The organism is Pseudomonas profundi, assembly GCF_008638305.1.
Lineage (GTDB): Bacteria > Pseudomonadota > Gammaproteobacteria > Pseudomonadales > Pseudomonadaceae > Halopseudomonas > Halopseudomonas profundi.
In genome coordinates, this window is the sequence record NZ_VTPZ01000007.1 from 159,013 (window position 1) to 182,533 (window position 23,521).

General features: G+C 57.4%; 22 protein-coding genes. 7 read left to right on the forward strand and 15 right to left on the reverse strand.

Annotation, left to right across the window (positions count from 1 at the left end; all coding sequences use genetic code 11):
- The first annotated feature begins 9 nt into the window (after window positions 1-9).
- Both argF and FZE95_RS11470 read left to right on the forward strand, forming a co-directional pair.
- Window positions 10-915 (forward strand): ornithine carbamoyltransferase, encoded by a 906-nt coding sequence (gene argF, locus FZE95_RS11465; RefSeq protein ID WP_150300988.1) that lies wholly within the window; start codon window positions 10-12, stop codon window positions 913-915.
- Window positions 916-926: 11 nt separating this feature from the next.
- Window positions 927-2,048: an ABC transporter ATP-binding protein gene (locus tag FZE95_RS11470; protein ID WP_150300989.1), complete on the forward strand. Its 1,122-nt coding sequence runs from the start codon at window positions 927-929 to the stop codon at window positions 2,046-2,048.
- A gap of 14 nt (window positions 2,049-2,062) precedes the next feature.
- Here the strand turns inward: FZE95_RS11470 and FZE95_RS11475 are convergent, their stop codons facing one another.
- Window positions 2,063-3,322, reverse strand: coding sequence for a serine hydrolase domain-containing protein (locus FZE95_RS11475; protein ID WP_150300990.1), 1,260 nt, complete (start codon window positions 3,320-3,322; stop codon window positions 2,063-2,065).
- 186 nt (window positions 3,323-3,508) lie between these two features.
- Between FZE95_RS11475 and FZE95_RS11480 the strand changes: the two genes are divergently transcribed.
- Together FZE95_RS11480 and FZE95_RS19620 are read left to right on the forward strand one after the other, a co-directional pair.
- Window positions 3,509-3,988 (forward strand): FKBP-type peptidyl-prolyl cis-trans isomerase, encoded by a 480-nt coding sequence (locus FZE95_RS11480; protein ID WP_150300991.1) that lies wholly within the window; start codon window positions 3,509-3,511, stop codon window positions 3,986-3,988.
- 308 nt (window positions 3,989-4,296) lie between these two features.
- On the forward strand, window positions 4,297-4,473 hold the full coding sequence (locus FZE95_RS19620) for a hypothetical protein (protein ID WP_178100974.1): 177 nt from the start codon (window positions 4,297-4,299) through the stop codon (window positions 4,471-4,473).
- A gap of 11 nt (window positions 4,474-4,484) precedes the next feature.
- On the opposite strand, the gene FZE95_RS11485 is transcribed toward FZE95_RS19620, so the two are convergent.
- A complete protein-coding gene (locus FZE95_RS11485; RefSeq protein WP_150301051.1) occupies window positions 4,485-5,237 on the reverse strand; it encodes an SDR family oxidoreductase in 753 nt (250 codons plus the stop codon).
- A 229-nt stretch (window positions 5,238-5,466) separates the two neighbouring features.
- Here FZE95_RS11485 and FZE95_RS11490 point away from each other — a divergent pair, with 229 nt between their 5' ends.
- The gene (locus FZE95_RS11490) at window positions 5,467-5,922 is read left to right on the forward strand and encodes a hypothetical protein (RefSeq protein ID WP_150300992.1); all 456 of its coding nucleotides are present in this window, start codon (window positions 5,467-5,469) and stop codon (window positions 5,920-5,922) included.
- Window positions 5,923-5,961: 39 nt separating this feature from the next.
- Here the strand turns inward: FZE95_RS11490 and FZE95_RS11495 are convergent, their stop codons facing one another.
- Window positions 5,962-7,398 (reverse strand): MFS transporter, encoded by a 1,437-nt coding sequence (locus FZE95_RS11495; protein WP_150300993.1) that lies wholly within the window; start codon window positions 7,396-7,398, stop codon window positions 5,962-5,964.
- A gap of 397 nt (window positions 7,399-7,795) precedes the next feature.
- On the opposite strand from FZE95_RS11495, the gene FZE95_RS11500 reads away from it, so the two are divergent.
- Window positions 7,796-8,002, forward strand: a complete 207-nt coding sequence (locus FZE95_RS11500; RefSeq protein WP_150300994.1) for a bacterioferritin-associated ferredoxin — start codon at window positions 7,796-7,798, stop codon at window positions 8,000-8,002.
- 134 nt (window positions 8,003-8,136) lie between these two features.
- On the forward strand, window positions 8,137-8,604 hold the full coding sequence (bfr, locus tag FZE95_RS11505) for a bacterioferritin (protein WP_150300995.1): 468 nt from the start codon (window positions 8,137-8,139) through the stop codon (window positions 8,602-8,604).
- 114 nt (window positions 8,605-8,718) lie between these two features.
- Here the strand turns inward: bfr and pyrF are convergent, their stop codons facing one another.
- From pyrF to mtnA, 12 genes are all read right to left on the reverse strand, one after another.
- A complete protein-coding gene (gene pyrF, locus FZE95_RS11510; RefSeq protein ID WP_150300996.1) occupies window positions 8,719-9,423 on the reverse strand; it encodes an orotidine-5'-phosphate decarboxylase in 705 nt (234 codons plus the stop codon).
- A gap of 29 nt (window positions 9,424-9,452) precedes the next feature.
- Window positions 9,453-10,631, reverse strand: coding sequence for a lipopolysaccharide assembly protein LapB (lapB, locus tag FZE95_RS11515; protein WP_150300997.1), 1,179 nt, complete (start codon window positions 10,629-10,631; stop codon window positions 9,453-9,455).
- 1 nt (window position 10,632) lies between these two features.
- Window positions 10,633-10,932 carry a lipopolysaccharide assembly protein LapA domain-containing protein gene (locus tag FZE95_RS11520; RefSeq protein WP_150300998.1) on the reverse strand — a complete coding sequence of 100 codons (300 nt, stop codon included), beginning with the start codon at window positions 10,930-10,932 and terminating at the stop codon, window positions 10,633-10,635.
- A 65-nt stretch (window positions 10,933-10,997) separates the two neighbouring features.
- Window positions 10,998-11,291, reverse strand: a complete 294-nt coding sequence (gene ihfB / locus FZE95_RS11525; RefSeq protein ID WP_150300999.1) for an integration host factor subunit beta — start codon at window positions 11,289-11,291, stop codon at window positions 10,998-11,000.
- 172 nt (window positions 11,292-11,463) lie between these two features.
- Complete coding sequence (gene rpsA / locus FZE95_RS11530) at window positions 11,464-13,146, reverse strand: 30S ribosomal protein S1 (protein WP_150301000.1); 1,683 nt, start codon at window positions 13,144-13,146, stop codon at window positions 11,464-11,466.
- 156 nt (window positions 13,147-13,302) lie between these two features.
- Complete coding sequence (gene cmk / locus FZE95_RS11535) at window positions 13,303-13,995, reverse strand: (d)CMP kinase (RefSeq protein WP_150301001.1); 693 nt, start codon at window positions 13,993-13,995, stop codon at window positions 13,303-13,305.
- Entirely contained in the window at window positions 13,992-16,235 is a 2,244-nt protein-coding gene (locus FZE95_RS11540; RefSeq protein WP_150301002.1) for a bifunctional prephenate dehydrogenase/3-phosphoshikimate 1-carboxyvinyltransferase, read from the reverse strand. The genes cmk and FZE95_RS11540 overlap by 4 nt, the downstream gene beginning before the upstream one ends.
- Window positions 16,228-17,340, reverse strand: a complete 1,113-nt coding sequence (gene hisC, locus FZE95_RS11545) for a histidinol-phosphate transaminase (RefSeq protein WP_150301003.1) — start codon at window positions 17,338-17,340, stop codon at window positions 16,228-16,230. Before hisC ends, FZE95_RS11540 begins: the two co-directional genes overlap by 8 nt.
- 72 nt (window positions 17,341-17,412) lie before the next feature.
- Window positions 17,413-18,510: a prephenate dehydratase gene (gene pheA, locus FZE95_RS11550; protein ID WP_150301004.1), complete on the reverse strand. Its 1,098-nt coding sequence runs from the start codon at window positions 18,508-18,510 to the stop codon at window positions 17,413-17,415.
- A 5-nt stretch (window positions 18,511-18,515) separates the two neighbouring features.
- Entirely contained in the window at window positions 18,516-19,601 is a 1,086-nt protein-coding gene (gene serC, locus FZE95_RS11555) for a 3-phosphoserine/phosphohydroxythreonine transaminase (protein WP_150301005.1), read from the reverse strand.
- A 2-nt stretch (window positions 19,602-19,603) separates the two neighbouring features.
- Window positions 19,604-22,249: a DNA gyrase subunit A gene (gyrA, locus tag FZE95_RS11560; RefSeq protein WP_150301006.1), complete on the reverse strand. Its 2,646-nt coding sequence runs from the start codon at window positions 22,247-22,249 to the stop codon at window positions 19,604-19,606.
- 198 nt (window positions 22,250-22,447) lie between these two features.
- Entirely contained in the window at window positions 22,448-23,512 is a 1,065-nt protein-coding gene (mtnA, locus tag FZE95_RS11565; protein WP_397387130.1) for an S-methyl-5-thioribose-1-phosphate isomerase, read from the reverse strand.
- Window positions 23,513-23,521 lie beyond the last annotated feature (9 nt).

Genomic DNA, 23,521 nt, shown 5'->3' on the forward strand with positions numbered 1-23,521 from the left:
TAGCTCAACATGACAGCACGGCACTTCCTTTCGTTGATGGATTGTTCACAGGCAGAGCTGATCAGCCTGATCAAGCGCGGCATAGAGCTAAAGGCGCTACATCGGCAGGGCGGGATCTACGAGCCACTGAAGAACCGCGTGCTGGGCATGATCTTCGAGAAAGCCTCGACCCGTACTCGCGTTTCGTTTGAAGCCGGTATGATCCAGCTCGGCGGTCAGGCAATTTTCCTTTCTCCGCGTGATACCCAACTGGGTCGGGGTGAGCCGATCGAAGACAGCGCGCGGGTGCTTTCGAGCATGGTAGATGCGGTCATGATCCGCACCTTCGCCCACACTGATATCGAAACCTTCGCACAGCATTCCAGCGTGCCGGTAATCAACGGGCTGACCGATGATCTGCACCCGTGCCAACTATTGGCAGACATGCAGACCTACCAGGAGCACCGTGGCTCGATCCAGGGCAAGACTGTCGCCTGGATCGGCGATGGCAACAATATGTGTAACACCTTCATCCAAGCAGCAATCCAGTTTGATTTCCAGCTGCGCATCGCCTGCCCTGAAGGGTACGAGCCCGATCAGCGCTTTCTCGATCAGGCCGGTGACCGTGTGACCGTCACCCGCGATCCGAACGAAGCAGTCGCCGGTGCGCATCTGGTCAATACGGACGTGTGGGCCTCGATGGGTCAGGAAGACGAAGCTGAGGCGCGGATGAAGCGCTTCGCCCCCTATCAGGTATCACCGGCCATGCTTGACCTTGCCAACGAGCATGTCCTGTTCATGCATTGCCTGCCCGCCCACCGCGGGGAAGAAGTGACCACGGAATTGATGGATGACCCGCGCAGCGTGGTCTGGGATCAGGCTGAAAACCGGCTACACGCGCAGAAAGCGTTGGTCGAATTTCTGCTGGTCGATTAGGTTCAGTCGCCATGACCGACTCGCCCGGCATCATTCTGGAACTGAACCAGCTGGCTTGCGGGTACGCCGGCCACAAGGTCGTCGCCGATCTGGATATTCACCTGCGCGCCGGAGACATAGGCTGCCTGCTCGGGCCTTCGGGCTGCGGCAAGACCACAACACTGCGGGCCATCGCAGGGTTCGAACCTATCACCGGCGGCGAGATCAAGCTGGACGGCCAGGTAATCTCCTCTCCCGCTCACCGGGTTCCGCCGGAGCATCGAAGAATAGGGATGGTGTTCCAGGATTATGCGCTGTTTCCGCATTTGACGGTCCGGCAGAACGTCGGCTTCGGTATCGAAAAGCATCCCGAACGGGAGCGCATTGTCGACGAGTTACTCGAGCTGGTGAAACTGTCCCAGCTCGGCCGTCGCTATCCGCATGAACTGTCCGGCGGCCAGCAGCAGCGCGTCGCACTGGCCCGGGCATTGGCGCCGGATCCAAAACTCTTGTTGCTAGACGAGCCCTTCTCCAATCTGGACGGTGAGCTGCGTCGACGCCTGTCCGGTGAGGTTCGTGAGATTCTCAAGCTGCGCGGCACCAGCGCTCTGCTGGTTACCCATGATCAGAACGAAGCCTTTGCTGTTTCGGATCATGTCGGCGTACTGAAGGAAGGTTCGTTGCAACAGTGGGATACACCTTACAACCTCTACCATGAGCCGGTGACGCCCTTCGTGGCGAGCTTTATCGGCCAGGGATATTTCATACGTGGCCAGCTGCTGACGCCTGACACGGTTCAGACCGAGCTCGGCGTGATACGGGGTAACCGGGCCTACCAATTGCCTGCCGGCAGCGCTGTGGACGTGCTGCTGCGTCCGGATGACATTGTCAGCCAGGATGATACTGGGCTGTACGGCACTATTATCGGCAAGACCTTTCTCGGCGCGACCACCCTATATCGTTTGCGCTTACCTACCGGCAGTACACTGGAGGCAATATTTCCCAGCCATGATGACCACTTCATGGGTGAGAAAGTAAGCATACGGGTGGCGGCCGACCACTTGGTCATTTTTGCCGCGCAGGGCAGTGTTAACGTCCACGCCCAGTTGCCGCTTGAACAGGTACTCGATGTAGGCACCTCAGACTCCGCCTGAAGTGCCTCGTCAGATCAGATCTCGTCGCCGTACAGGATTTTCGCGATGGCGCGGTGTACGCCTATTGAATGACGGTAATCGGTGTTCTGCATCATCCCCAGGGTAATGATGCCGTTTGCCGGATCGATCCAGGCCCAGGGTCCCTGCACGCCCCACCACCAGAACGTCCCTTCGGGCAGGACCGCCTCGTCGGCGTCGGTAACGACGGCCACGTTCAGGCCAAACTGATTTCCAGGATAGATCGGGCTGATGGCGTCTACCCCTTCAGGCAACTGGTTGCTGCGCATCGCCTGCACCGTTTCGGGCTTGAGCAGGCGCACTCCATCCAGTTCTCCGCCGTTAAGTAGCATGCGCGCGAAACGCAGATAATCGTCCATGCTGGAAATCAAACCGCCCCCGCCATTCAGCATCTTCGGTTTGGTGAAATGCTGCGTATTCGGCAGCGGAACCAGACCACCCTCCTCTTCGGGCTGGTAAGACACTGCAAGCCGTTCTGCTTTGTCCTGCGGAACATAAAAATCGGTGTCATTCATCCCCAGCGGGACAAAGATGCGCTCCTTGAGAAACGTATCAAAACTCATCCCCGACAACACCTCCACCAACCGCGCCTGGACGTCCACCGAAACGCTGTAATGCCACTCCGTGCCAGGCTGCTGACGTAGCGGGATTTTTGAGAGCTTGTCGACGGTTTCCGCCAGCGTCGACTCACGGTCAAAGATATTGGCTTGCTTGTACAGATCATCCACCTGGGATTCAGAGAAGAACCCATAGGTAAAACCGGCTGTGTGGGTCATCAGCTCACGAATGGTCACTGGATGATCAGCCGGCTCGGTAATGGGCTGGCCGTTCGGCCCCTCTTCTTTCGCCACTTTCAGGCCCTTCAGTTCCGGCAGGTATTTTTCTACCGGATCATCCAGCTGGAATTTACCCTCTTCATACAGCATGAGCATTGCCGTACCGGTAACAGGCTTGGTCAGTGAAAATATCTTGTACAACGTGTCCTCGGACAACGGCACCTTGTTCTCGACGTCCTGATAACCATGCTGCTTACGGTGGATCACTTTGCCGTCCTGATATACCAGCGTGGCGATACCGGCCAGCTTGCCCTTGTCGACCTGCGCCTGGGCGGCTTGAGTCAGCATCTCGAGCCGCTCGGCGCTCACATTATGAGAGGCGGGCTGATCCGCAAACAATGGCAGACTGAAAAGAGCGCTGCCGAGTAGGCAACAGGCAAAACGAAGCCGTCTGGCGGCCGACTGCTGGGTCCGAAGCATGGTCACATATCCTTGGTATTGTTTGAGGATGGATACACTAATGGTATTTGTACCCCTTCGCCATCACCACAATGTGGCTTGAATGTCTCGCAATAGCCGTGGCGCAGGGGCCGCTGGCATGGCAATACTGAGCGCAAATCTGGATAATGCGCTCAGTCAAATAGCCCTATCGGAATCCATCCATATATGCAGATTACAAAGAACGCCGTTGTAGAGTTTCACTACAGTCTGTCCGACGCCAATGGCGAAATCGAAAACTCCCGCAAACACGAACCGGTGCTTTATCTTCACGGCCAGCCCGGCCTGATCGACAGCCTGGTTGAAGCCCTCGAAGGACATGAGACCGGTGACCGCTTCACTGTAGAGCTGACCGCGGAGCAGGCCTATGGACCGAAGCGGGAAAATGCGATCCAGAAGGTCCAGGTCAAACACTTGCAGGGCGCCAAGAAATGGAAGCCCGGCATGGTCGCTGTGATCCAGACAGAAGACGGTCCACGTCAGGTCACCATCGTCAAAGTTGGCCTCTCACAGGCCGAAGTCGACTCCAACCACCCGTTGGCTGGCAAGGATCTGACGTTCGACATCGAGATTCTGTCGGTCCGTGAGGCGACCGAAGAAGAACTGGCCCATGGGCATGCGCATGGCGTAGGTGGACACCAGCACTGAACTGATCAACTATCGATCGCCCGCCGGCTGCCAGGGCCGTGCAAGACGCCGTAAACCCGCCCTGGGGGCTTGGTGAAAACATTCCTGTTTTCAACACTTGCTCCACCCCGTCAACCGGCGGGCTTGATCAGGCATCGGTGTGACGAATACAAAGCATTTGGGCTTCCGACGTCTCGCGGCAGCTGACCACAAGCTCAGCCAGTCATCCGATTTCGACCAAGCCCATATTAAAAGCGCACTTTATGTCAAGCAAAGTTTGGCAAAAAGGTGTAAGATGGCTGCCCTTTCCTTATACAAGGCAGCCGTCCATGTCCGCGAAGACCACCACCAGCAAGCGCAAGGCAGATGCTGCCATAGCCACCAGCAGCTCTATCGATAGCCAGATAGAGAGTTTCCTGGCCTCCGGCGGCGAAATTCAGAAAATCCCGAATGGCAAGAGCGGCCAGGTATATGGTGCGCCTCGCCCAGGCAAACCTGCCAAATAACCTAGCCCGCCTCAGAAGGCCTGCGCCGCAGGTCGTATCACTATCTCGTTCACGTCTACTTCCGGTGGTTGTTCGATGGCATAGGCCATTGCCCTGGCAATGGTTTCAGCCGGAAGTGCGGTTCGATACATCTCTTCGAGCGTCGCCACCGTCGTTTGATCTGAACTGCCCTTCGGCAATTCTGTCTTGACTCCGCCCGGGGAGATCATTGTGCAGCGAATCGCCCCACCTTCCTGTCTGAGCCCTTCACTGATAGCTCTCACCGCAAATTTGGTTCCGCTATAAACAGCGCCCCCTGGGGCAACCTTGTGGGAAGCAATGGATCCGACATTGATGAAATGTCCGACTTTCTGCTTTTGGAATACCGGGAGTGCAGCCGCGATGCCGTACAGCACGCCTTTGATATTGATATCCACCATGCGCTCCCACTCCTCTACCCGCACTTTATGGATGCTTGCGATAGCCATCAGACCCGCATTGTTTATCATCACATCCACACGGCCATAACGTTCAAGGGCAAGGTCCACCAATGCCTGTACCTGCGTTGCACTGGTGACATCTGTCGCCTGGCAAACCGCTTCGCCGCCGCTGGCCTCTGTACCAGCTGCAGTAATCTCCGCAACAAGAGCCTCCAGACGCTCTATCCGCCGTGCTCCTAATACGACTTTCGCACCTCGCGCCGCCAGCAGCCTCGCTGCCGCCTCGCCTATGCCGCTACTGGCGCCGGTGATGATGATTACTTTGCCTTCGATTGTGCATGCCATGTTCAGCCTCACTTGATTGTTAATTATCCGGAATCTCCTAAGGAAACATACCGATTAAAGCGACAAACGCGAGCAAAACCGACCTTCAGGAATGATCATTCATTATCTGCATGGATAGCTGCGCCGAGCGCAAACGTCTCGCCTCCAGGCAAGGTCACGTTGCAATGACTATGCTGAAGGTGCAGTCAGCCGACCCGCAGCTGCTCCGATTCAAGCGAGGAAATTGCACATGTCTGTACCCGCACGTTTGATATTCCGCTACGCCCTGCTGATGCCTGTCCTTGGCGCCGCCACGCTTTGTTATGCGCAGCCTCCGGCGGTAGAAACAGACTCACCCGGTTATTCAGCCGAGCAGGCGCGTCTGGAAGGATCCCAACTTGAACCCGATCTACACGAGGAAGAAGCCGCCATACGCCGGCTGTACACGGAATACAGCGCATACGTCGAGCCTGTCGAAAAACTCTCACCCGACCTGAGCAGGAATATTACGAAGGGCAAGGAGCTTCCGGCGGGCGCTGGCCGCAACGTAAACCCGCGACTACTGGCCAAGCTACCGGATTTCTCCGGTTATGAATGGCGTGAAGCCGGTCCCGACCTGGTTTTGATCAGATCGGCTGACGGAGTCGTTGCCGAGGTGGTAAGCGATGTCGTGGTTGATGAAGGCGAAACCCCGGCTGGCCCATAAGCTTGCCCCGTCGTGAGCGACGGGGGCGCTTCCGTTGGACTAAGTCGTGCGGGCAGCCATTTCTACCCGGGCGTTACGCCGTATCACCCATTGATTGATACGTTCCTGGCGCTCGGAGGTGAGCGGGTAGCGCCAGGCAATAGCGAACGCCGCCATGTATAGCGATACCGGACCAAGGATGTAGAGCACGCGAAGAGCAAGTAGCTGATCCGCGGAATGGGTTGTAGCCTGGGCATCAAAACCCACCAGCGCTAACAGCCCGAGCGACAAGCCCAGCCCGATCGCCATTGCCAGCTTTTGCGCCATACCTGACATCGCGAAGAACAGACCGGTACGGTGTTCCTTGCTACGCGCAGTATCCAGATCCACGATATCGGCCAGCATTGAAAGCGGCAGGAACTGAAAGGCAGCGAAGCAGAATCCTTTCAGCGCGAACATGATCGCAAAGGGCACCAATTGTCCTGCCTGCAAGAAAAACATTCCCAGAATACTGGCACTTGATACGCCCACCGCTACACAGAATGCTTTGTGTTTGCCGATTCGCTTACCCAGAAGCAGCCAGAACGGAATACCCAGAATCCCGACCCCGAAATACAGCAGGTACATCATGCCGATCTGCGCCTGGATCTGGATCACGTGCTGCATGAAGAACACGGACAACGCGTTGCGGAACGACTCCCCGGTAATGACGATGAGCAACATCAGCATCATGCGCTTGAACGGACCGTTATTCTTGAGCACCCGCAGGCCTTTCTTCCACTCGGTGCGCTGAATGGATCGCGCCGGCGCCTCCTTGACGAACAGCACGACCAGCAACACGGTAACCGGCAACATCAGCAGCAACATCCAGCCCATGCCTGCCAATATCGGTCCATAACCCATACTCAGCTGGCCGTCTGATCCGACCAGCCAGATCATAAAGCTCATCAGCACGCCGTCCGTTTCTCCAGCAGCAAACCGAGCAGCCATCGACTGCACGATTGCCGGAGCCAGTGCGGCGAGAAACAGGCCGATAAGCACATAACCTTCGCGCGATGCCGTGACACGGCTGCGTTGATGATACAGCGGAGAGAGCTCGGCGCCCCAGGCGCCATAGGGCAGCGTCACCATCGTCCAGCCGAGATACATCAGGACGGTCCAGAGCAAAAGATGACCAAGGCCCGCTCCGTCCGGCGGCATGAATATCATTACTGTGCCCAGCAACATCAAGGGTGTGCCCATCAACAGCCAGGGCTTGCGGCGTCCCAAACGGGTCTGCCAGCGGTCGCTCAGCGTACCGATAAGCGGATCAGTGATTACATCCGACATTCTTGCCAGAACCAGAACCAGGGCCATCAAGCCCATGTTCAGGCCGATCTCCTGAGCGTAGAACGGTGGGAGATAGACCACTAACGGGTAGCCAATGATGGCCAGCGGCATACCGACGGAGCCGTGGATCAGGATTGTAGAACGCTTCAATACGCCAGATTGAGTCATGCATGTTCTCCGCGGAGGACCGTTATTCTAGTTATCGTCTCCAGGGTCACTGCCGACCGATCAGCAGTGGTTGACCTAGCGAAGCGATGGGCTTCTGAGGCCGATTCTATGACAGTCGATGCCCTTTACAAGCTGCGATGAACCGCAGCGCCCTGCAAGCCGATCGTTGTTCGCTCCTGATTCGGAACAAAGGTTCGGCAACCCGGCAGGCATGCGGCTTCGCGGCGCCATCAGGCCGTACGCACTGCCCACATTCAGAATTCTTATTTCTTTGAGTAGGTTCGGAACGGGATGAAACGGGGTTCATCTCCGCAACAACGAAACAGCCAGCAGCGTTTGACAAGCATTCTCATTAGCATTAGCATGATTTCCAAGTCCACGGGGTTGGGGGTTGTGCATGTATATCTGTCTTTGCAAGGGTGTAACTGACCGCCAGATCCGAGAAGCGATCAGCGAAGGGGCCAGCAGCATGCGGGATTTGCGCGCAACACTCGACGTCGCCAGTCAGTGCGGAAAATGTGGACGCGAATGCAAGTCCCTGCTCGCCGAGAACCTTGTAGGCAGCCAAGTGGCGTTCCAGAGCGCTCAATTCGTGGCAGCCTGAACAGAGCATCAGCCAGCAACGCCAAAACTATTGCGAATCGTTCGTAATTCCTTTTTATATCAGTCAGTTATAGTTTGACAGCACCGGGACTCCGGACCAGACTTGCTGTCTGATATACCCTGAGGAATAGAGTCATGAAAGGCGATAGCGTAGTTATCCAGCACCTCAATACTGTATTGGGAAATGAACTGGTCGCGATCAACCAGTATTTCCTGCACGCCCGAATGCTCCAGGATTGGGGCTTGGAAAAACTGGGCGAATATGAATACAAGGAATCCATCGACGAGATGAAGCACGCCGACATGCTGATAAAGCGGGTGCTGTTTCTCGAAGGCCTCCCCAACCTGCAAGACCTTGGCAAACTGCTTATCGGCGAGAATGTCCGAGAAATCCTGGAATGCGATCTGCGCCTGGAAATGGCTGGTATCCCTGACCTGAAGACAGCCATAGCCTATTGCGAAACAGTCGCTGACTACGGAAGTCGCGAATTGTTTGAAGATATTCTGGAATCAGAAGAAGAACATATCGACTGGCTGGAAACCCAGCTTGGCCTGATCGACAGGGTTGGGCTGGAAAATTATCAGCAGTCGCAAATGAGCTGATTAGCTGTAAGCGTCGCGGCTGCCCCGAACAGGGCGCAGCCGCTTCAGCATTGATCTCTCACAGGTTTCGCTATTCAGGCGCTCAGCTCCATCCTTGCCGCCCTACCCTTCTCGTCAGCCTTCCAGACCCGCCAGAATCGACCTCAACGCGTTCATTGGCTGATCCGAGCGCGTTATAGGTCGCCCTATCACCATATAGCTGCTGCCGTTCTCAAGGGCCTGACGCGGCGTAACGATACGCTTCTGGTCATCAGCGCTGCTGTCGGCTGGACGGATCCCCGGTGTGACCAGCAAGAACTCATCTCCCAACGCACCACGCAACGCCCGCGCTTCCCGCGCCGAGCACACAACGCCATCCAGACCACATTCCTGTGTTAGCCGCGCCAGACGCTGGACCTGCACCATGGGTTCGATATCGATACCAACTTCCTGCAGATCCTCCTGCTCCAGACTGGTCAACACCGTGACCGCCGTCAGCAGCGGCCTGGCACCGGACGCGCGTCGCTCGAGGGTCTCTCTGCAGGCTTCCATCATGCGCCGTCCACCACCGGCATGGACGTTGACCATCCAGACACCCAGCTCGGCCGCCGCCTGAACGGCGCAAGCGGTGGTATTGGGGATGTCGTGAAATTTCAGGTCCAGAAATACTTCGAAGCCTTTGGCTTGAAGCGCTTCGACCACGGCTGGCCCGGAACTGGTAAACAGCTCCTTGCCGACTTTCACGCGGCACAGCTTGGGCTCAAGCTGATCCGCCATAGCCAGAGCAGACGGCGCATCGGGATAATCCAGCGCAACGATTACGGATGTATTACAAGGCATGCTTGGTTCCTGTTGCAAATCGGAATGGTTCAAATGGCTTTATGCCCCTTGAGCGGTCTGATAGTTGACCAGCCATGACAGGTAGGACACTGCCAATGGAGTTGTCGAGTGGAAAAGCCGCACGCCTGGCAACGGTACTGATGAGCGTCCGAGATCAGCGCTTCGATAACGCCCCGTAGTGCAAGCAGATTTTCCCGGCCTTTAGGCTCAACGGCGTTCTCGTGCAGATCCATCAGGTAGATCAGACCGCGCAATGAGGGCTCAGCTTGGAGATGAGCCACCATGTATCGGCTGGCTGGAGCAGTTCCTGAGTGTTTTTTTATCTCGTCGGCACGTTCCATGACGGTAGCAATCGGCGAGCTTCTAGCCTGGCCAATTACCTTGTCGAGATAGCCGGATAAATTCAGAGCGCCATTATCTGCGCAGCGCCTCGCCAACGGCAAGGCTTGAGGCACAAAATCCGGATCGGTTTCGGCCAGTTGATTCAGCCATTTAACGCACTCTCGATGGTTACCCTGCTGCTCTTCAAGCTCTGCAAGCATCAGGATCGCCCGCACATTCGCCCTGTTGGCTCCTAATGCGCTGCCCAGATGCGTAATGGCCTGCTGCCAGTCGCGCTTGCGCTGTGCTGTCAAGGCCCGCTCGCAGTGATAGTGCGCAAGTGTTGCGGCAAAGGCCGGGCGCTCAGTGACGAGCTTCTCGCCCACCTCCACCGCCTGTTCCCAGTCCCGCTCGCGTTCGTGGATTCTCACCAGATCGACGAGAGCGTCGGCGCGCATCGGAGACTGGTTACTGATCAGCTCGTCCAATAAGCGCTCTGCTCGCGGGTACATGCCGACCGTCAGATAGTCCCGCGCCAGTTCGTACTGTACCCGGTCGCCCTGCTCACGGGTCAGGTTAGGGCGTGCCAGCAAGTTTTGATGGACCTTGATCGCACGCTCAACATCGCCCCGCTGGCAAAACAGCCGGCCAATGGCAATGTGGGTTTCCACCGTTTCAGGATTGACTTCCAAAGCACGAATGAAGGTCTCGATGGCCTCATCGGGTTGTTCGTTCAGCAGATAATTGAGGCCAATGAAATAGTGTCGATCGATAGCGCTTCCGTGCGGCTCTACCAGGAACCGTACCTTGATTGCCTCGCGCCGGCCCAGATACCAACCGATAGCCAGAGCCGCCATGAACAGTCCAAGGAACAGCAGTTCCCGCATATCACCCCTTGATCGCCTGCGTGCGCAGCTTGTCTATTTCTTTACGGTGACGGTTCAGCTCATTGTTCTGCACCATGAGACGCAGCCGCAGTCGGGTTGTGACCAACCAACCGATAAAAATACCCAGCAGACTACCGAGGATGAACGCCAACACGATGAAGAGCGAAAGAGGAAATTCCGGGGATTGCAGTTCAAGAAACTGCAAGGTGACTCCCTGCTGATTTTCCAGCACGAAATCAAGGGTCGCCAGGGCGACCAGCAAGGAAACGATGATAAGCGCCACGCGCTTCAGCCACTGCATTGCCGCCACTCCCTTTCTGAATATTGAGCGGAGTATAGCGCAGCGCCAAGTGCGGTTGATATGACTCAGGCGTTTTCGAGCGACTCGTTAACGCGGTCGCGTAACTCCTTGCCTGGTTTGAAATGCGGCACGAACTTGCCATCAAGCTCTACAGCATCGCCCGTTTTCGGGTTTCGCCCCAGTCGAGGGGCGCGATAGTGCAGCGAGAAACTGCCAAATCCGCGTATTTCGATTCGCTCGCCCGTCGACAGCGCCTGGGACATGTGTTCCAACATTGTCTTGATCGCCAGCTCCACATCCTTTGCCGACAACTGTCCCTGCTGTTCGACTATGCGCTCGATCAACTCCGACTTGGTCATGGTTTTTCCTTTTTTATCAAGCGGCTAGATCCGTTTTCAACGGTTTTACCATGCTTGACGCCGTTTGAACAGCCTGATAAAGGACAAAATCAGGCGGGACGGCTACTGATTTCCTGCGCGCACAAAAAAGGGCGACCGAAGTCGCCCTTTTTCAGGGATTACAAAGGCTTGCTTAGTTGCCCTTGTTTTCCATCTGCTGCTTGATCAGATCACCGATGGTGGTCGGACCAGCTGCCAGCATTTCCTGCTTGCGCAGGTCCTGGATGGCTTCTTTCTCGTCTTCAACGTCCTTGGCCTTGATCGACAGGCTGATGACGCGGCTCTTGCGATCGATGCTGATGACCTTGGCTTCAACTTCGTCGCCAACATTCAGAACGTTGCGAGCATCTTCAACGCGATCACGGCTGATTTCGGAGGCTTTCAAAGTACCTTCGATATCGTCAGCCAGGGTAATTACAGCACCCTTGGCGTCAACTTCCTTGACCGTACCGTTGATGATGCTGCCCTTCTCGTTCAAGGATACGAAGTTGGAGAACGGATCGTCTTCCAGCTGCTTGATACCCAAAGAGATACGCTCGCGCTCAGGATCAACGGACAGGATGACTGTTTCGATCTCGTCGCCCTTCTTGAAACGGCGTACGGCTTCTTCACCGACTTCGTTCCAGGAGATATCGGACAGATGAACCAGGCCGTCGATGCCGCCGTCCAGACCAATGAAGATACCGAAATCGGTGATCGACTTGATCGAACCGGAGATCTTGTCGCCCTTGTTGAACTTGCTGGAGAACTCTTCCCACGGGTTCATCTTGCACTGCTTGATGCCCAGGGAGATACGACGACGATCTTCGTCGATATCCAGAACCATGACTTCCACTTCATCGCCAACCTGAACGACTTTGGAAGGATGGATGTTCTTGTTGGTCCAATCCATTTCGGAAACGTGCACCAGGCCTTCAACGCCCTCTTCCAGCTCGGCAAAGCAGCCGTAGTCGGTAAGGTTGGTGACCTTCGCGTTAACACGCGTGCCTTCTGGATAACGGCCAGTGATGGCGACCCATGGATCTTCGCCCAGCTGCTTCAGACCCAGGGAAACGCGGTTGCGCTCGCGGTCGAATTTCAGCACCTTGACGTCGATCTCGTCGCCGACATTGACGATCTCGGAAGGATGCTTGATACGCTTCCAGGCCATATCGGTGATGTGCAGCAGGCCATCTACGCCGCCCAGATCAACGAAAGCGCCGTAATCGGTGAGGTTCTTGACGATACCTTTGACGACCTGGCCTTCCTGCAAGGTTTCCAGCAGAGCTTCACGCTCGGCACTGTTCTCGGCTTCGAGGACGGCACGACGGGAAACGACAACGTTGTTGCGCTTCTGGTCCAGCTTGATGACCTTGAATTCCAGCTCTTTGCCTTCCAGGTGCGTGGTATCGCGGACCGGACGGACATCGACCAGGGAACCCGGCAGGAACGCGCGGATGGTGTTGACGTCGACGGTAAAGCCACCTTTGACCTTGCCGTTGATAACACCCTTGACGATTTCTTCTGCGGCGAAAGCTGCTTCGAGGACTTTCCAGGATTCGGCGCGCTTGGCCTTTTCACGGGACAGCTTGGTCTCACCGAAACCGTCTTCAACGGCTTCCAGTGCTACGTGCACCTCATCACCCACGTTGATGGTCAGTTCGCCCTGATCGTTCAGGAACTGCTCACGCGGAATGACACCCTCGGATTTCAGACCGGCGTGAACGGTGACCCAATCGGAGTCGATGTCCACAACAATACCGGTGATGATGGAGCCTGGCTCCATATCGAGGGTTACTAGGCTTTCTTCAAAAAGTTCGGCAAAGCTTTCGCTCATTTGGATTCCTGTAAATGTTTATTAAGGCAGTAACCGCCTGGCCGCTCTAATGCGGGCCCTGCAGCAAACATACCCGCCACGCCACCAGCTTGCGTGGGTTGATTATTTAAACCCTTTTACCGGTGGGGCTGGTTTCCCGGTAAAAGACCTTTGAAATCAGTTGAGCAGATCGCGCCTGAGCGCTTCCGCATGCACCTTTTCCAGGACCTCATCGATTGTCATGCTGGTAGAGTCAATCAGGAGCGCATCCTCAGCAGGCCGTAAAGGCGCAACGCTGCGGTTCATGTCCCGCTCGTCTCGAGCAACAATCTCATCAAGAAGACTCGCCAGATTAGCAGTTTCACCCTTACCCAGCAACTGCTTGTGGCGCCGTTCAGCCCTTTCCTCGGGACTGGCGGTCAGAAATACCTTCAGTGGCGCGTCGGTAAATACCACGGTGCCCATATCCCGGCCGTCAGCAACCAGGCCCGGCGGCTCACGAAACACGCGTTGACGCTGCAACAACGCCTCGCGAACCGAGGATAACGCAGCGACGACAGAAGCATTGGCGCCGACCGCCTCGCTTCTGATCGCCCGGGTGACCTCCTCTCCTTCGAGAAGAATGTGCTGTTCCCGGTTGTCTTCCGAGGTTGCGAAGCGGACGTCAAGGTGAGCCGCCAATGCTTCCAGGCTTTTCTCGTTGTCCAGCGCGATACCATGATTTTGCGCAGCAAACGCCAGCAGCCTGTACAAGGCACCGGAATCGAGAAGATTCCAGCCCAGCTTCGCCGCCAGCAAACCTGCAATAGTGCCTTTCCCCGAGCCACCGGGCCCATCGATGGTAATTACCGGTATGGCTTGTTCTGTCACACGCTTTCCTCCAACCGGACCTGAATGCCCGCCGTTTGGGCAAGCCCGATAAAGTCCGGGAATGATGTCGCTACGTTGGCGCAGTCGTTGATATGAATCTCTCCAGTCGCACGCAACGAAGCGACGCTGAACGACATCGCGATGCGATGATCACCGTGGCTATCAATGCTGCCCCCATGAATATTGCCACCCTCGATAATGATGCCGTCAGGCGTCGGCTCAGCGGACACACCCAGCGCCTGCAAGCCGTCCGCCATCACCTGAATGCGATCCGATTCCTTTACCCGCAGCTCCTCTGCACCGCGCAACACGGTGCGGCCTTCAGCGCACGCCGCGGCAACAAACAGCGCGGGGAATTCGTCGATAGCCAACGGCACCTGGTCCACAGGAATCTCGATTCCCTTCAGTGACGCATAGCGCACGCGTATATCGGCTACTGGCTCGCCACCTACCTCGCGCTCGTTCTCAACAGTCAGGTCGCCACCCATGGCGCGCAGGATATTGATCACGCCGATACGGGTCGGGTTGATGCCGACGTGCTCAAGCAGCAGGTCGGACCCTTCGGCAATACTGGCGGCCACCATGAAAAACGCAGCGGACGAGATATCTGCAGGAACGTCGATCTTGCACGCCGTCAGCTTATGTCCCGGTTCGACCGTGACCGTGGCGCCTTCGACTTTTACCGGATAGCCAAAGCCTTTCAACATACGCTCGGTGTGGTCACGGGTAGGCGCAGGCTCGGTGACCGAAGTCGACCCTGATGCATACAAGCCCGCCAACAGCAGGCAGGATTTCACCTGCGCACTTGCCATCGGCATAGTGTAGTCCATGCCCATCAGGGTGCCATCGCCGTAGATCCGCAGCGGTGGACGCCCATCGCTGGCGGTCTCGATACGAGCGCCCATTTCACGCAGCGGCTTGGCGACCCGGCCCATCGGCCGCTTGGAGAGCGACGCATCGCCAGTCAGTACCGTATCGAACCGCTGCGCGGCAAGCAGGCCGGACAGCAAGCGCATGGACGTTCCGGAATTGCCCACATACAGCGGACCGGGCGGCGCTTGTAGTCCGTTCATGCCAACACCGTTGATCGTCACCCGGCCGTGGTGCGGGCCTTCGATGACTACGCCCATGTCGCGGAACGCCTGCAAGGTCGCCAGGCTGTCCTCGCCCTCGAGGAAACCTTCGACCTCGGTTACCCCTTCGGCGAGTGATCCAAGCATGATTGAGCGATGGGAGATAGATTTGTCGCCTGGTACGCGGATGCGTCCTGTGACAGACCCACCCGGAGCGGCTATGAAGTTGGTCATTTTAGTCTGCATGGGTTCCATATATGCCCTGCGGGCCAGAATAGTACTGAAATGCTCACGCGCCGACTTAGCCCGGGTAAACACACCCAGCAGGGTATTGGCATCCCGCGCTTCGACCGCCGCGCGCAAGCGGCTTAAATCCTTGGTAAAGGCATCGAGACTACGCAACACGGCGTCCCGATTGGCCAGAAACACATCGCGCCACATCACCGGATCGCTGGCGGCAATACGGGTAAAATCCCGGAAACCGCCTGCAGCGTAGCGAAAGATGTCGAGGTTCTCACTGCGGGCGGCCAGCGTATCGACCAGCGAAAACGCCAACAGATGCGGCAAATGACTGGTCGCGGCCAGCACTTCATCGTGATCTGTAAGCCCCATGAATTCCACATCTCCACCCAGGGCACGCCACAGGCTCGCCACCCGCTCGAGTGCCTGCTCGCTGGTATTTTCCAGCGGAGTGAGAATGACCTTGTGTCGCTTGAACAGATCTGCCCGTGCAGCTTCGATACCGCTTTTTTCCGAACCGGCGATCGGATGACCCGGCACGAACAGCGACGGGATATTGCCGAACGCCTTCTCAACCGCTTCGACGACCCCGCGTTTGGTACTGCCGGCATCGGTCAATACAGCCCGACCCAGGTCCAGCGTGGCCAACGCAGCGAGCACTTCTTCCATTGCCAGCACTGGCACGGCGAGCATGATGACATCGGCCCCCTGCACCGCCTCGGCCAGATCGGCAGTGACCCGGTCCACGATCCCGAGCGGAACAGCCATACGACGCGCCATCGGATCAGGATCGCAACCGACCACTTCCCGACAGATCCCGCTGGCCCGCAAGCCCTTCGCAAAGGAGCCGCCAATGAGGCCCAGCCCTACTACCGCCAGCCGCCCGATAATAGGCGCCTCGGGTGACGGAGCGGTGACATCATTCATCGGCCAGGACCTCTGCCAGCGCATCCAGGAAACGCTGGTTTTCGGCCGGCAACCCAATGGTGACACGCAGGTGATTCGGCATGCCGTAGCCTGCAACGGGACGTACGATGACGCCCCTGCGCAACAGCCCCTGGTAAACAGGCGCTGCTTCGCGTCCAAGATCGACCGCAATGAAGTTGCCGCGCGAGGGAATCCAGTTCAGCCCCAGCTCACGGAACCCCTGCTCCAACTGCGCCATGCCTTCGCGATTGGCGCGGCGACTTTCTTCCAGGTAGGCGTGATCAGACAGACTGGCCACTGCGGCCGCCAGCGCGAGACTGTTTACGTTGAATGGCTGGCGAACCCGGTTCAGCACATCTGCGATAGCCGGACTACTGATGCAATACCCGACGCGCAAAGCGGCCAGGCCATACGCCTTGGAGAAGGTGCGCGATACGACCACATTGGAATAGCGCGTCACGTAATCGAAGCCATTCACTGCGTGCTCGTCTTCGACGTACTCGGTATAGGCCTCGTCCAGCACCACCAGCACCCGCTCAGGCACCCGGTCAAGAAAGGCTTCTAGCGCCGCGCGCTCTACCCAGGTACCCGTCGGGTTATTCGGGTTCGCCACAAATATCACGCGTGTAGCTGGCGTGATCGCGGCCGCCATGGCGTCGAGATCATGCCCCCAATCGCGCGCAGGCACTTCCACCGCGCGGGCGCCCACCGCCTGAGTGACGATCGGATACACAGCAAAAGCGTGCTGACTGAAGATCACCTCATGCTCAGGTGCAACGAAGGCGCGGGCCAGCAACTCGAGAATGTCATTGGAGCCGTTTCCGAGTGTAATCATCGCCAGGTCAAACCCGAAGCGGCTACCAATAGCCTGCTTCAGAGCAAAACCGTTACCGTCCGGATATCGGGTCAGATCCGGTAATGCCTGCTGGATGGCCTTGATTGCCATCGGTGCCGGACCGAGCGGATTCTCGTTGCTTGCCAGTTTGATGATTTCAGCCGGATCGAGATCGAATTCCCGAGCCAGCTCTTCAATGGGCTTTCCGGGTACATAGGGGCTCAACTTCTGCACGCCCGGAAGCGCCAGGGCGAGGAAATCACAACTCATAGTTCATACCTCAAGCTTCGAGAGAGACCGGGCAATGCTGTTCGCAAACAACGCTTGCCCGCTACAGGCAGATTACAGGACGGCTTTTGGATAGGAGCCCAACACCTTCACAGCCACCGAATCGTTGTTGACCTTTTCCAGCACATCCCTGACCAGGGGATCATCCTGATGGCCAAAGAAATCGATGAAGAAGACGTAAGTCCACTTGCCGATGCGCGACGGACGCGTTTCGATCCGCGTCAGATCAATTCCATTGGCATGGAAAGGCTGCAGCAGCTCATGCAGCGCGCCAGGCTTGTTGCGCGTGGACACAATAACGGAGGTCTTGTCATCACCGGTCGAAGGCACTGACTGAGTGCCAATAATGAGGAAGCGCGTGGAGTTATCCGGACGGTCTTCAATCTTCTCGGCAATCTTGGTCAGCTCGTACAACTCACAGGCCATATCACCGGCGATAGCCGCGGAGTTCCATTCTCCACGAACCCGCTTGGCTGCCTCGGCGTTGCTGCTGACTGCCACCCGCTCGACGTTGGGGTAATGCGCATCCAGCCACTTGCGGCACTGCGCCAACGACTGGGCGTGAGAATACACGCGGGAAATCTTGTCAGTGCGGGTGTTCTCGCCGACCAGTAAATGGTGATGAATACGCAGCTCGACCTCGCCACAGATGACCATATCGTGTTCGAGAAAGCTGTCGAGCGTATGGTTGATTGCCCCTTCCGTGGAATTCTCCACCGGCACCACGCCGAATTGCACCGCGCCAGCGGCAACCTCCCGGAAGATTTCGTCGATGGCCGCCATCGGCACACTGATCACCGAATGCCCGAAATGCTTGATCGCGGCAGCCTGGGTAAAGGTGCCCTCCGGCCCCAGGTAGGCGACCTTGAGCGGCTCTTCAAGTGCCAGGCAGGCAGACATGATTTCGCGGAACAGCCGGGCCATTTCCTCGTTATCGAGGGGCCCCTTGTTCAGCTCCATGATGTGTTTGAGTACCCAGGCCTCACGTTCAGGCCGGTAGTACACCGGCTTGGCACCGGCGGGCAACGACTTCTGCTTGACCTGAGCAACCGTCTGCGCGCACTGGGCGCGCTCACTGATCAGCTCGAGAATCTTCTCGTCAATCGTATCAATACGGTTTCGTAGAGCCTGGAGCTGCGCTTCATCTGACATGGACATCAACCGTGCTGTTTCTCGAATTCGGCCATATAGGCCACCAGCGCATCCACCGCCGTTTCAGGCACTGCGTTATAGATGGAAGCGCGCATACCGCCTACTGACCGGTGCCCCTTCAGGTTGAGCAGGCCGCGCTCAGCCGCGCCCGCAAGGAAAGGCTTGTCCAGCCGATCATCAGCCAGCCGGAACGGAATGTTCATCCACGACCGGTCGGCGATGTTGATCGGATTGGTATACAGCTCGCTGCCATCGATAGCCGCGTAGAGCTTGCGCTGCTTGGCATCGTTGATCTTTTCCATCGCATCCAGACCACCCTTGTCCTTCAGCCACTGGAAAATCAGGCCGGAGAGATACCAGGCAAAGGTCGGCGGCGTGTTGTACATCGATCCGTTCTTGGCTGCCACGCTGTAGTCGAGCATGGTGGGGCACTTGCTGTGCGCCTTGCCCAGCAGACTTTCGTGAACGATGACGACTACCAGACCGCTGGGCCCGATGTTCTTCTGTGCGCCGGCATAGATCAGACCAAATTTCGACACGTCCAGCGGACGGGACAGGATGGTCGAGGACATATCCGCGACCAATGGTTTGTCGCCTACTTCCGGAATCCAGTTGAACTCCAGCCCACCGATGGTCTCGTTGGGGGTGTAATGTACGTAGGCCGCCTCGTCTGACAGGCTCCACTCGTTCTGCCCCGGAATAGCGAAATAGTCATAGGCCTCTGCCGAGGCGGCCACATTGACGTGCCCGTACCGGGACGCTTCCTCGATGGCCTTGCGTGACCATATACCGGTATCGATATAGTCGGCGCTTCCGCCTTCTCCCAGCAGATTCAACGGTATCTGCGCAAACTGCTGGCTCGCGCCACCCTGCAGAAACAACACGCGGTAGTCACTCGGGATCAATAGCAGATCGCGTAAATCCTGCTCCGCGCGCTCGGCGATACCGACGAACTCATCACTGCGGTGGCTCATTTCCATGACTGACAGACCCTTGCCCTGCCAGTCAAGCAAATCAGCCTGGGCTTGCTGCAGTACCGCTTCGGGTAGCGCGGCCGGGCCGGCGCAGAAATTGAACAGACGCTTGCTCACATTCACTCCTGGTCATCAATCGTCGGTGCGGCATCATCGTCTGCCGGGCCGGTCGCCATGTCATCCGTCACATCCGCTGCGTCGGCATCTTCTTCGAGTTCCTCATCATCAAGCTCGCTGGGCTCTTGCACGCGCTCCAGGCCGACCAGCTTCTCGCCATTGGATAGCTTGATAAGCGTCACGCCCTGGGTATTGCGCGACAGGCTGGATACTTCGCTGACGCGGGTACGCACCAATGTGCCCTGATCGGAAATCAACATGATTTCCTCACCGTCGACGACCTGTACGGCCCCGACCAGCGGACCATTGCGCTCATTGGAGACCATGGCAATGACGCCCTGACCACCGCGCTTGTACTGGGGGAAGTCCTCGATTGGAGTGCGCTTACCGAAGCCTCGCTCGGAGGCGGTAAGGATCGCAGTGCCTTCTTCAGCCACGATCATCGACACCAGGCACTGCCCTTCTGCCAGGCGCATACCGCGCACACCACGGGCCGTACGACCCATTGCCCGCACATCGGTCTCCTTGAATCGAGTCACCTTGCCGCCATCGGAGAACAGCATGATTTCACGTTCACCATTGGTCACAGCGGCGGAGATCAGCGTATCGCCTTCGTCCAGATCCAGCGCGATCAGACCCACTGTACGCTGACGACTGAACTGCTCGAGCGGCGTCTTCTTCACCGTGCCCTTGGCGGTCGCCATGAACACAAACCAGCCTTCGGTGTATTCATCGACCGGCAGCATCGTTGTGATGTACTCGCCCTCGTCCAGCGGTAACAGATTCACCAGCGGACGGCCACGCGCGGTGCGGGACGCCTCGGGAATTTCGTAGGTCTTGAGCCAGTACACCTTGCCCTTGCTCGAGAACATCATGATGGTTGTGTGACTGTTGGCTACCAGCAGGTGAGAAACATAATCCTCATCCTTCACGCCTGTGGCTGCTTTCCCACGGCCGCCCCGGCGCTGCGCCTGATAATCAGCCAGCGGCTGGCTCTTCGCGTAACCGCCATGGGAAATAGTGACAACGCGGTCTTCCTCGGTGATCAGGTCTGCGATAGTCAGATCCAGGCGTGAGGCGACAATTTCACTGCGACGGGCATCGCCGTAGTTGCTGCGAATCAGCTCGAGCTCCTCGACGATCACTTCCATCAGCCGTACCTGGCTGTTCAGAATGCGCAACAGCTCGCCGATCTGGACCAGGATTTCCTGATACTCGGTCAGCAGTTTTTCATGCTCCAGACCGGTCAGGCGATGCAGGCGCAATTCGAGAATGGCCTGAGCCTGTTCCGGAGACAGATAATATTTGCCTTCACGCAGCCCGTACTGCTCAGGCAGCTCATCGGGGCGACAGACATCCGCACCAGCACGATCGACCATCTCCAACACCGCACCGGGTTCCCAGGCAGTGGAAATCAGACGTTCCTTGGCTTCAGCTGGTGAGGGCGATGCCTTGATCAGTGCAATGACCGGGTCGATATTGGATAACGCAACCGCCTGACCTTCAAGAATATGGCCGCGTTCACGCGCCTTGCGCAATTCATATACGGTACGGCGGGTAACCACTTCCCGTCGATGCCGTACGAAGGCTTCCAGCAGCTCCTTGAGATTAAGGATCCGTGGGCGCCCATCCAGCAAACCAACGATATTGATGCCGAATACGTTCTGCATCTGGGTTTGCGAGTACAGGTTGTTCAGCACGACCTCGGCCACTTCGCCGCGACGCAGTTCGATAACTACGCGCATGCCGTCCTTGTCGGACTCATCGCGCAGCTCAGTAATGCCTTCGATCTTCTTCTCTTTAACCAGCTCGGCGATCTTCTCGATCAAACGAGCCTTGTTGACCTGGTACGGTAGCTCATGGATGAGAATCTGCTGGCGGCCACCGACCTTGTCGATGTCCTCGATCTCGCAACGAGCGCGAACGTAAATGCGGCCGCGACCGGTCTTGTAGGCTTCAACAATGCCCGCTCGCCCGTTGATGATCCCGGCCGTGGGAAAGTCAGGACCCGGAATATGTTCCATCAATTCATCAATGGACATTTCAGGGTTGGCAATCAGCGCCAAACACCCGTTGATGACCTCGGTCAGGTTGTGCGGCGGAATATTGGTCGCCATACCGACTGCGATACCGCTGGAACCGTTTACCAGCAGGTTCGGGACCTTGGTCGGGAGTACCGCTGGGATCTGCTCGGTACCGTCATAGTTTGGTACCCAGTCAACGGTTTCCTTTTCCAGGTCGGCCAGCAGCTCATGGGCCAGCTTGGTCATCCGGATTTCGGTATATCGCATGGCAGCAGCGCTGTCGCCATCTACCGAACCGAAGTTGCCCTGCCCGTCCACCAGCAGGTAACGCAGCGAGAATGGCTGAGCCATACGAACAATGGTGTCGTATACGGCGGAGTCGCCATGCGGGTGATATTTACCGATGACGTCACCCACCACACGGGCGGATTTCTTGTATGGCTTGTTCCAGTCGTTATTCAGCTCGCTCATGGCGAACAGCACGCGGCGGTGAACCGGCTTCAGGCCATCGCGCACGTCAGGCAGAGCACGACCGACGATCACGCTCATGGCGTAGTCGAGGTAGGACTGTTTCAGCTCGTCTTCGATATTGACTGGAAGGATTTCTTTGGCCAGTTCGCCCATGAAACGGCATTCCTTTTGGTGGCGGCAACCTGATGATGCCTATCGCGTAAGATCGACGCTTGCGAGGCCTCCTGAGAGGCCCCGGATTAAAGGCGGAAAGTGTACCACAGTCGAGCCCTGGAGGGAGTCGCAAGAAAGGCTGGGGGCGCTCACAAGCTTACTGTGAGCGTAAATCTGCCCGGGGATGCGAAAGCGCTCTCAATGAAGCCGCCGATGACTCATCAAATCCGCGATTCTGGCCGCGTCCGGACGTTCAATAAGACCTTTTTCCGTCACGATCACATCCACCAGATCTGCGGGTGTGACGTCAAAGGTCAGCGGGCCCGGGGACAGCGCACTGACCTTGCTGCGCTCATCGTTACCCGGCTGCTCATCCGGCGCAACGTCATCATCGATTTCCAGACCCATGTCGATGGCTGACGAAGGCGCCACGACCATAAAGCGCAACCCATGGTGCATCGCCAGTATCGCCAACGCATAGGTACCGATAGTGCTGATCACGTCACCGTTTGCTGCGATACGCTCTGCGCCTACGACCACCCAGGTCATCGGCACCGATTTCATCAGATGGCCGGCTGCCGAATCCACGCCAACCCGGGCAGCAATACCCAGCTGTGCCAGCTCCCATTCAGTCAGCCGCGCCCCTTCCAGCCCCGGCCGCGTTTCGTTTACATATATCGCATCCACCAGCCCCGCGGCATGCGCAGTCCGCACTACGCCTAACGCCGTACCGTAGCCCGCAGCGGTCAGCGCACCAGCGTTACCATGGGTCATCAGGTTTTGCTTGCCTTTCTGATGCTTGCGGATCAGTTGTGCACCCAGCTTGCCCATAGTGAGATTGGCTTCGATATCGCTGTGATGGATGGATATCGCCGCGCTGAGCAGCTCACCCGGCACATCGACATGATCCGCCAGGCGCCGCGTGCGTTCGTGCATCATGCGCAATGCCCAGCTTGGCTGCATAACCTCTGGCATGGACGCTTCGAGCATGGCGAAAGCATCGGCAAGCGCCGCCTCCCAATTGTCCGACGTGCCTATCGCTTTGGCTGCGAGCACGACGCCATAGGCTGCCGCAATGCCAATCAACGAATTTCCACGGACCGCCTGACCCCGGATAGCCCCGGCTATCGCGGCGGCGTCCATGCATTCCAAATAATCTACATCATCCGGCAAAGACCGCTGATCCAACAGGCGAAGAGCATTGCCGCTCCACTCGATGGCATTGATACTGGCTTCCATAGCCAACTGCTGTTGTGGCTGCATATCTCGCTC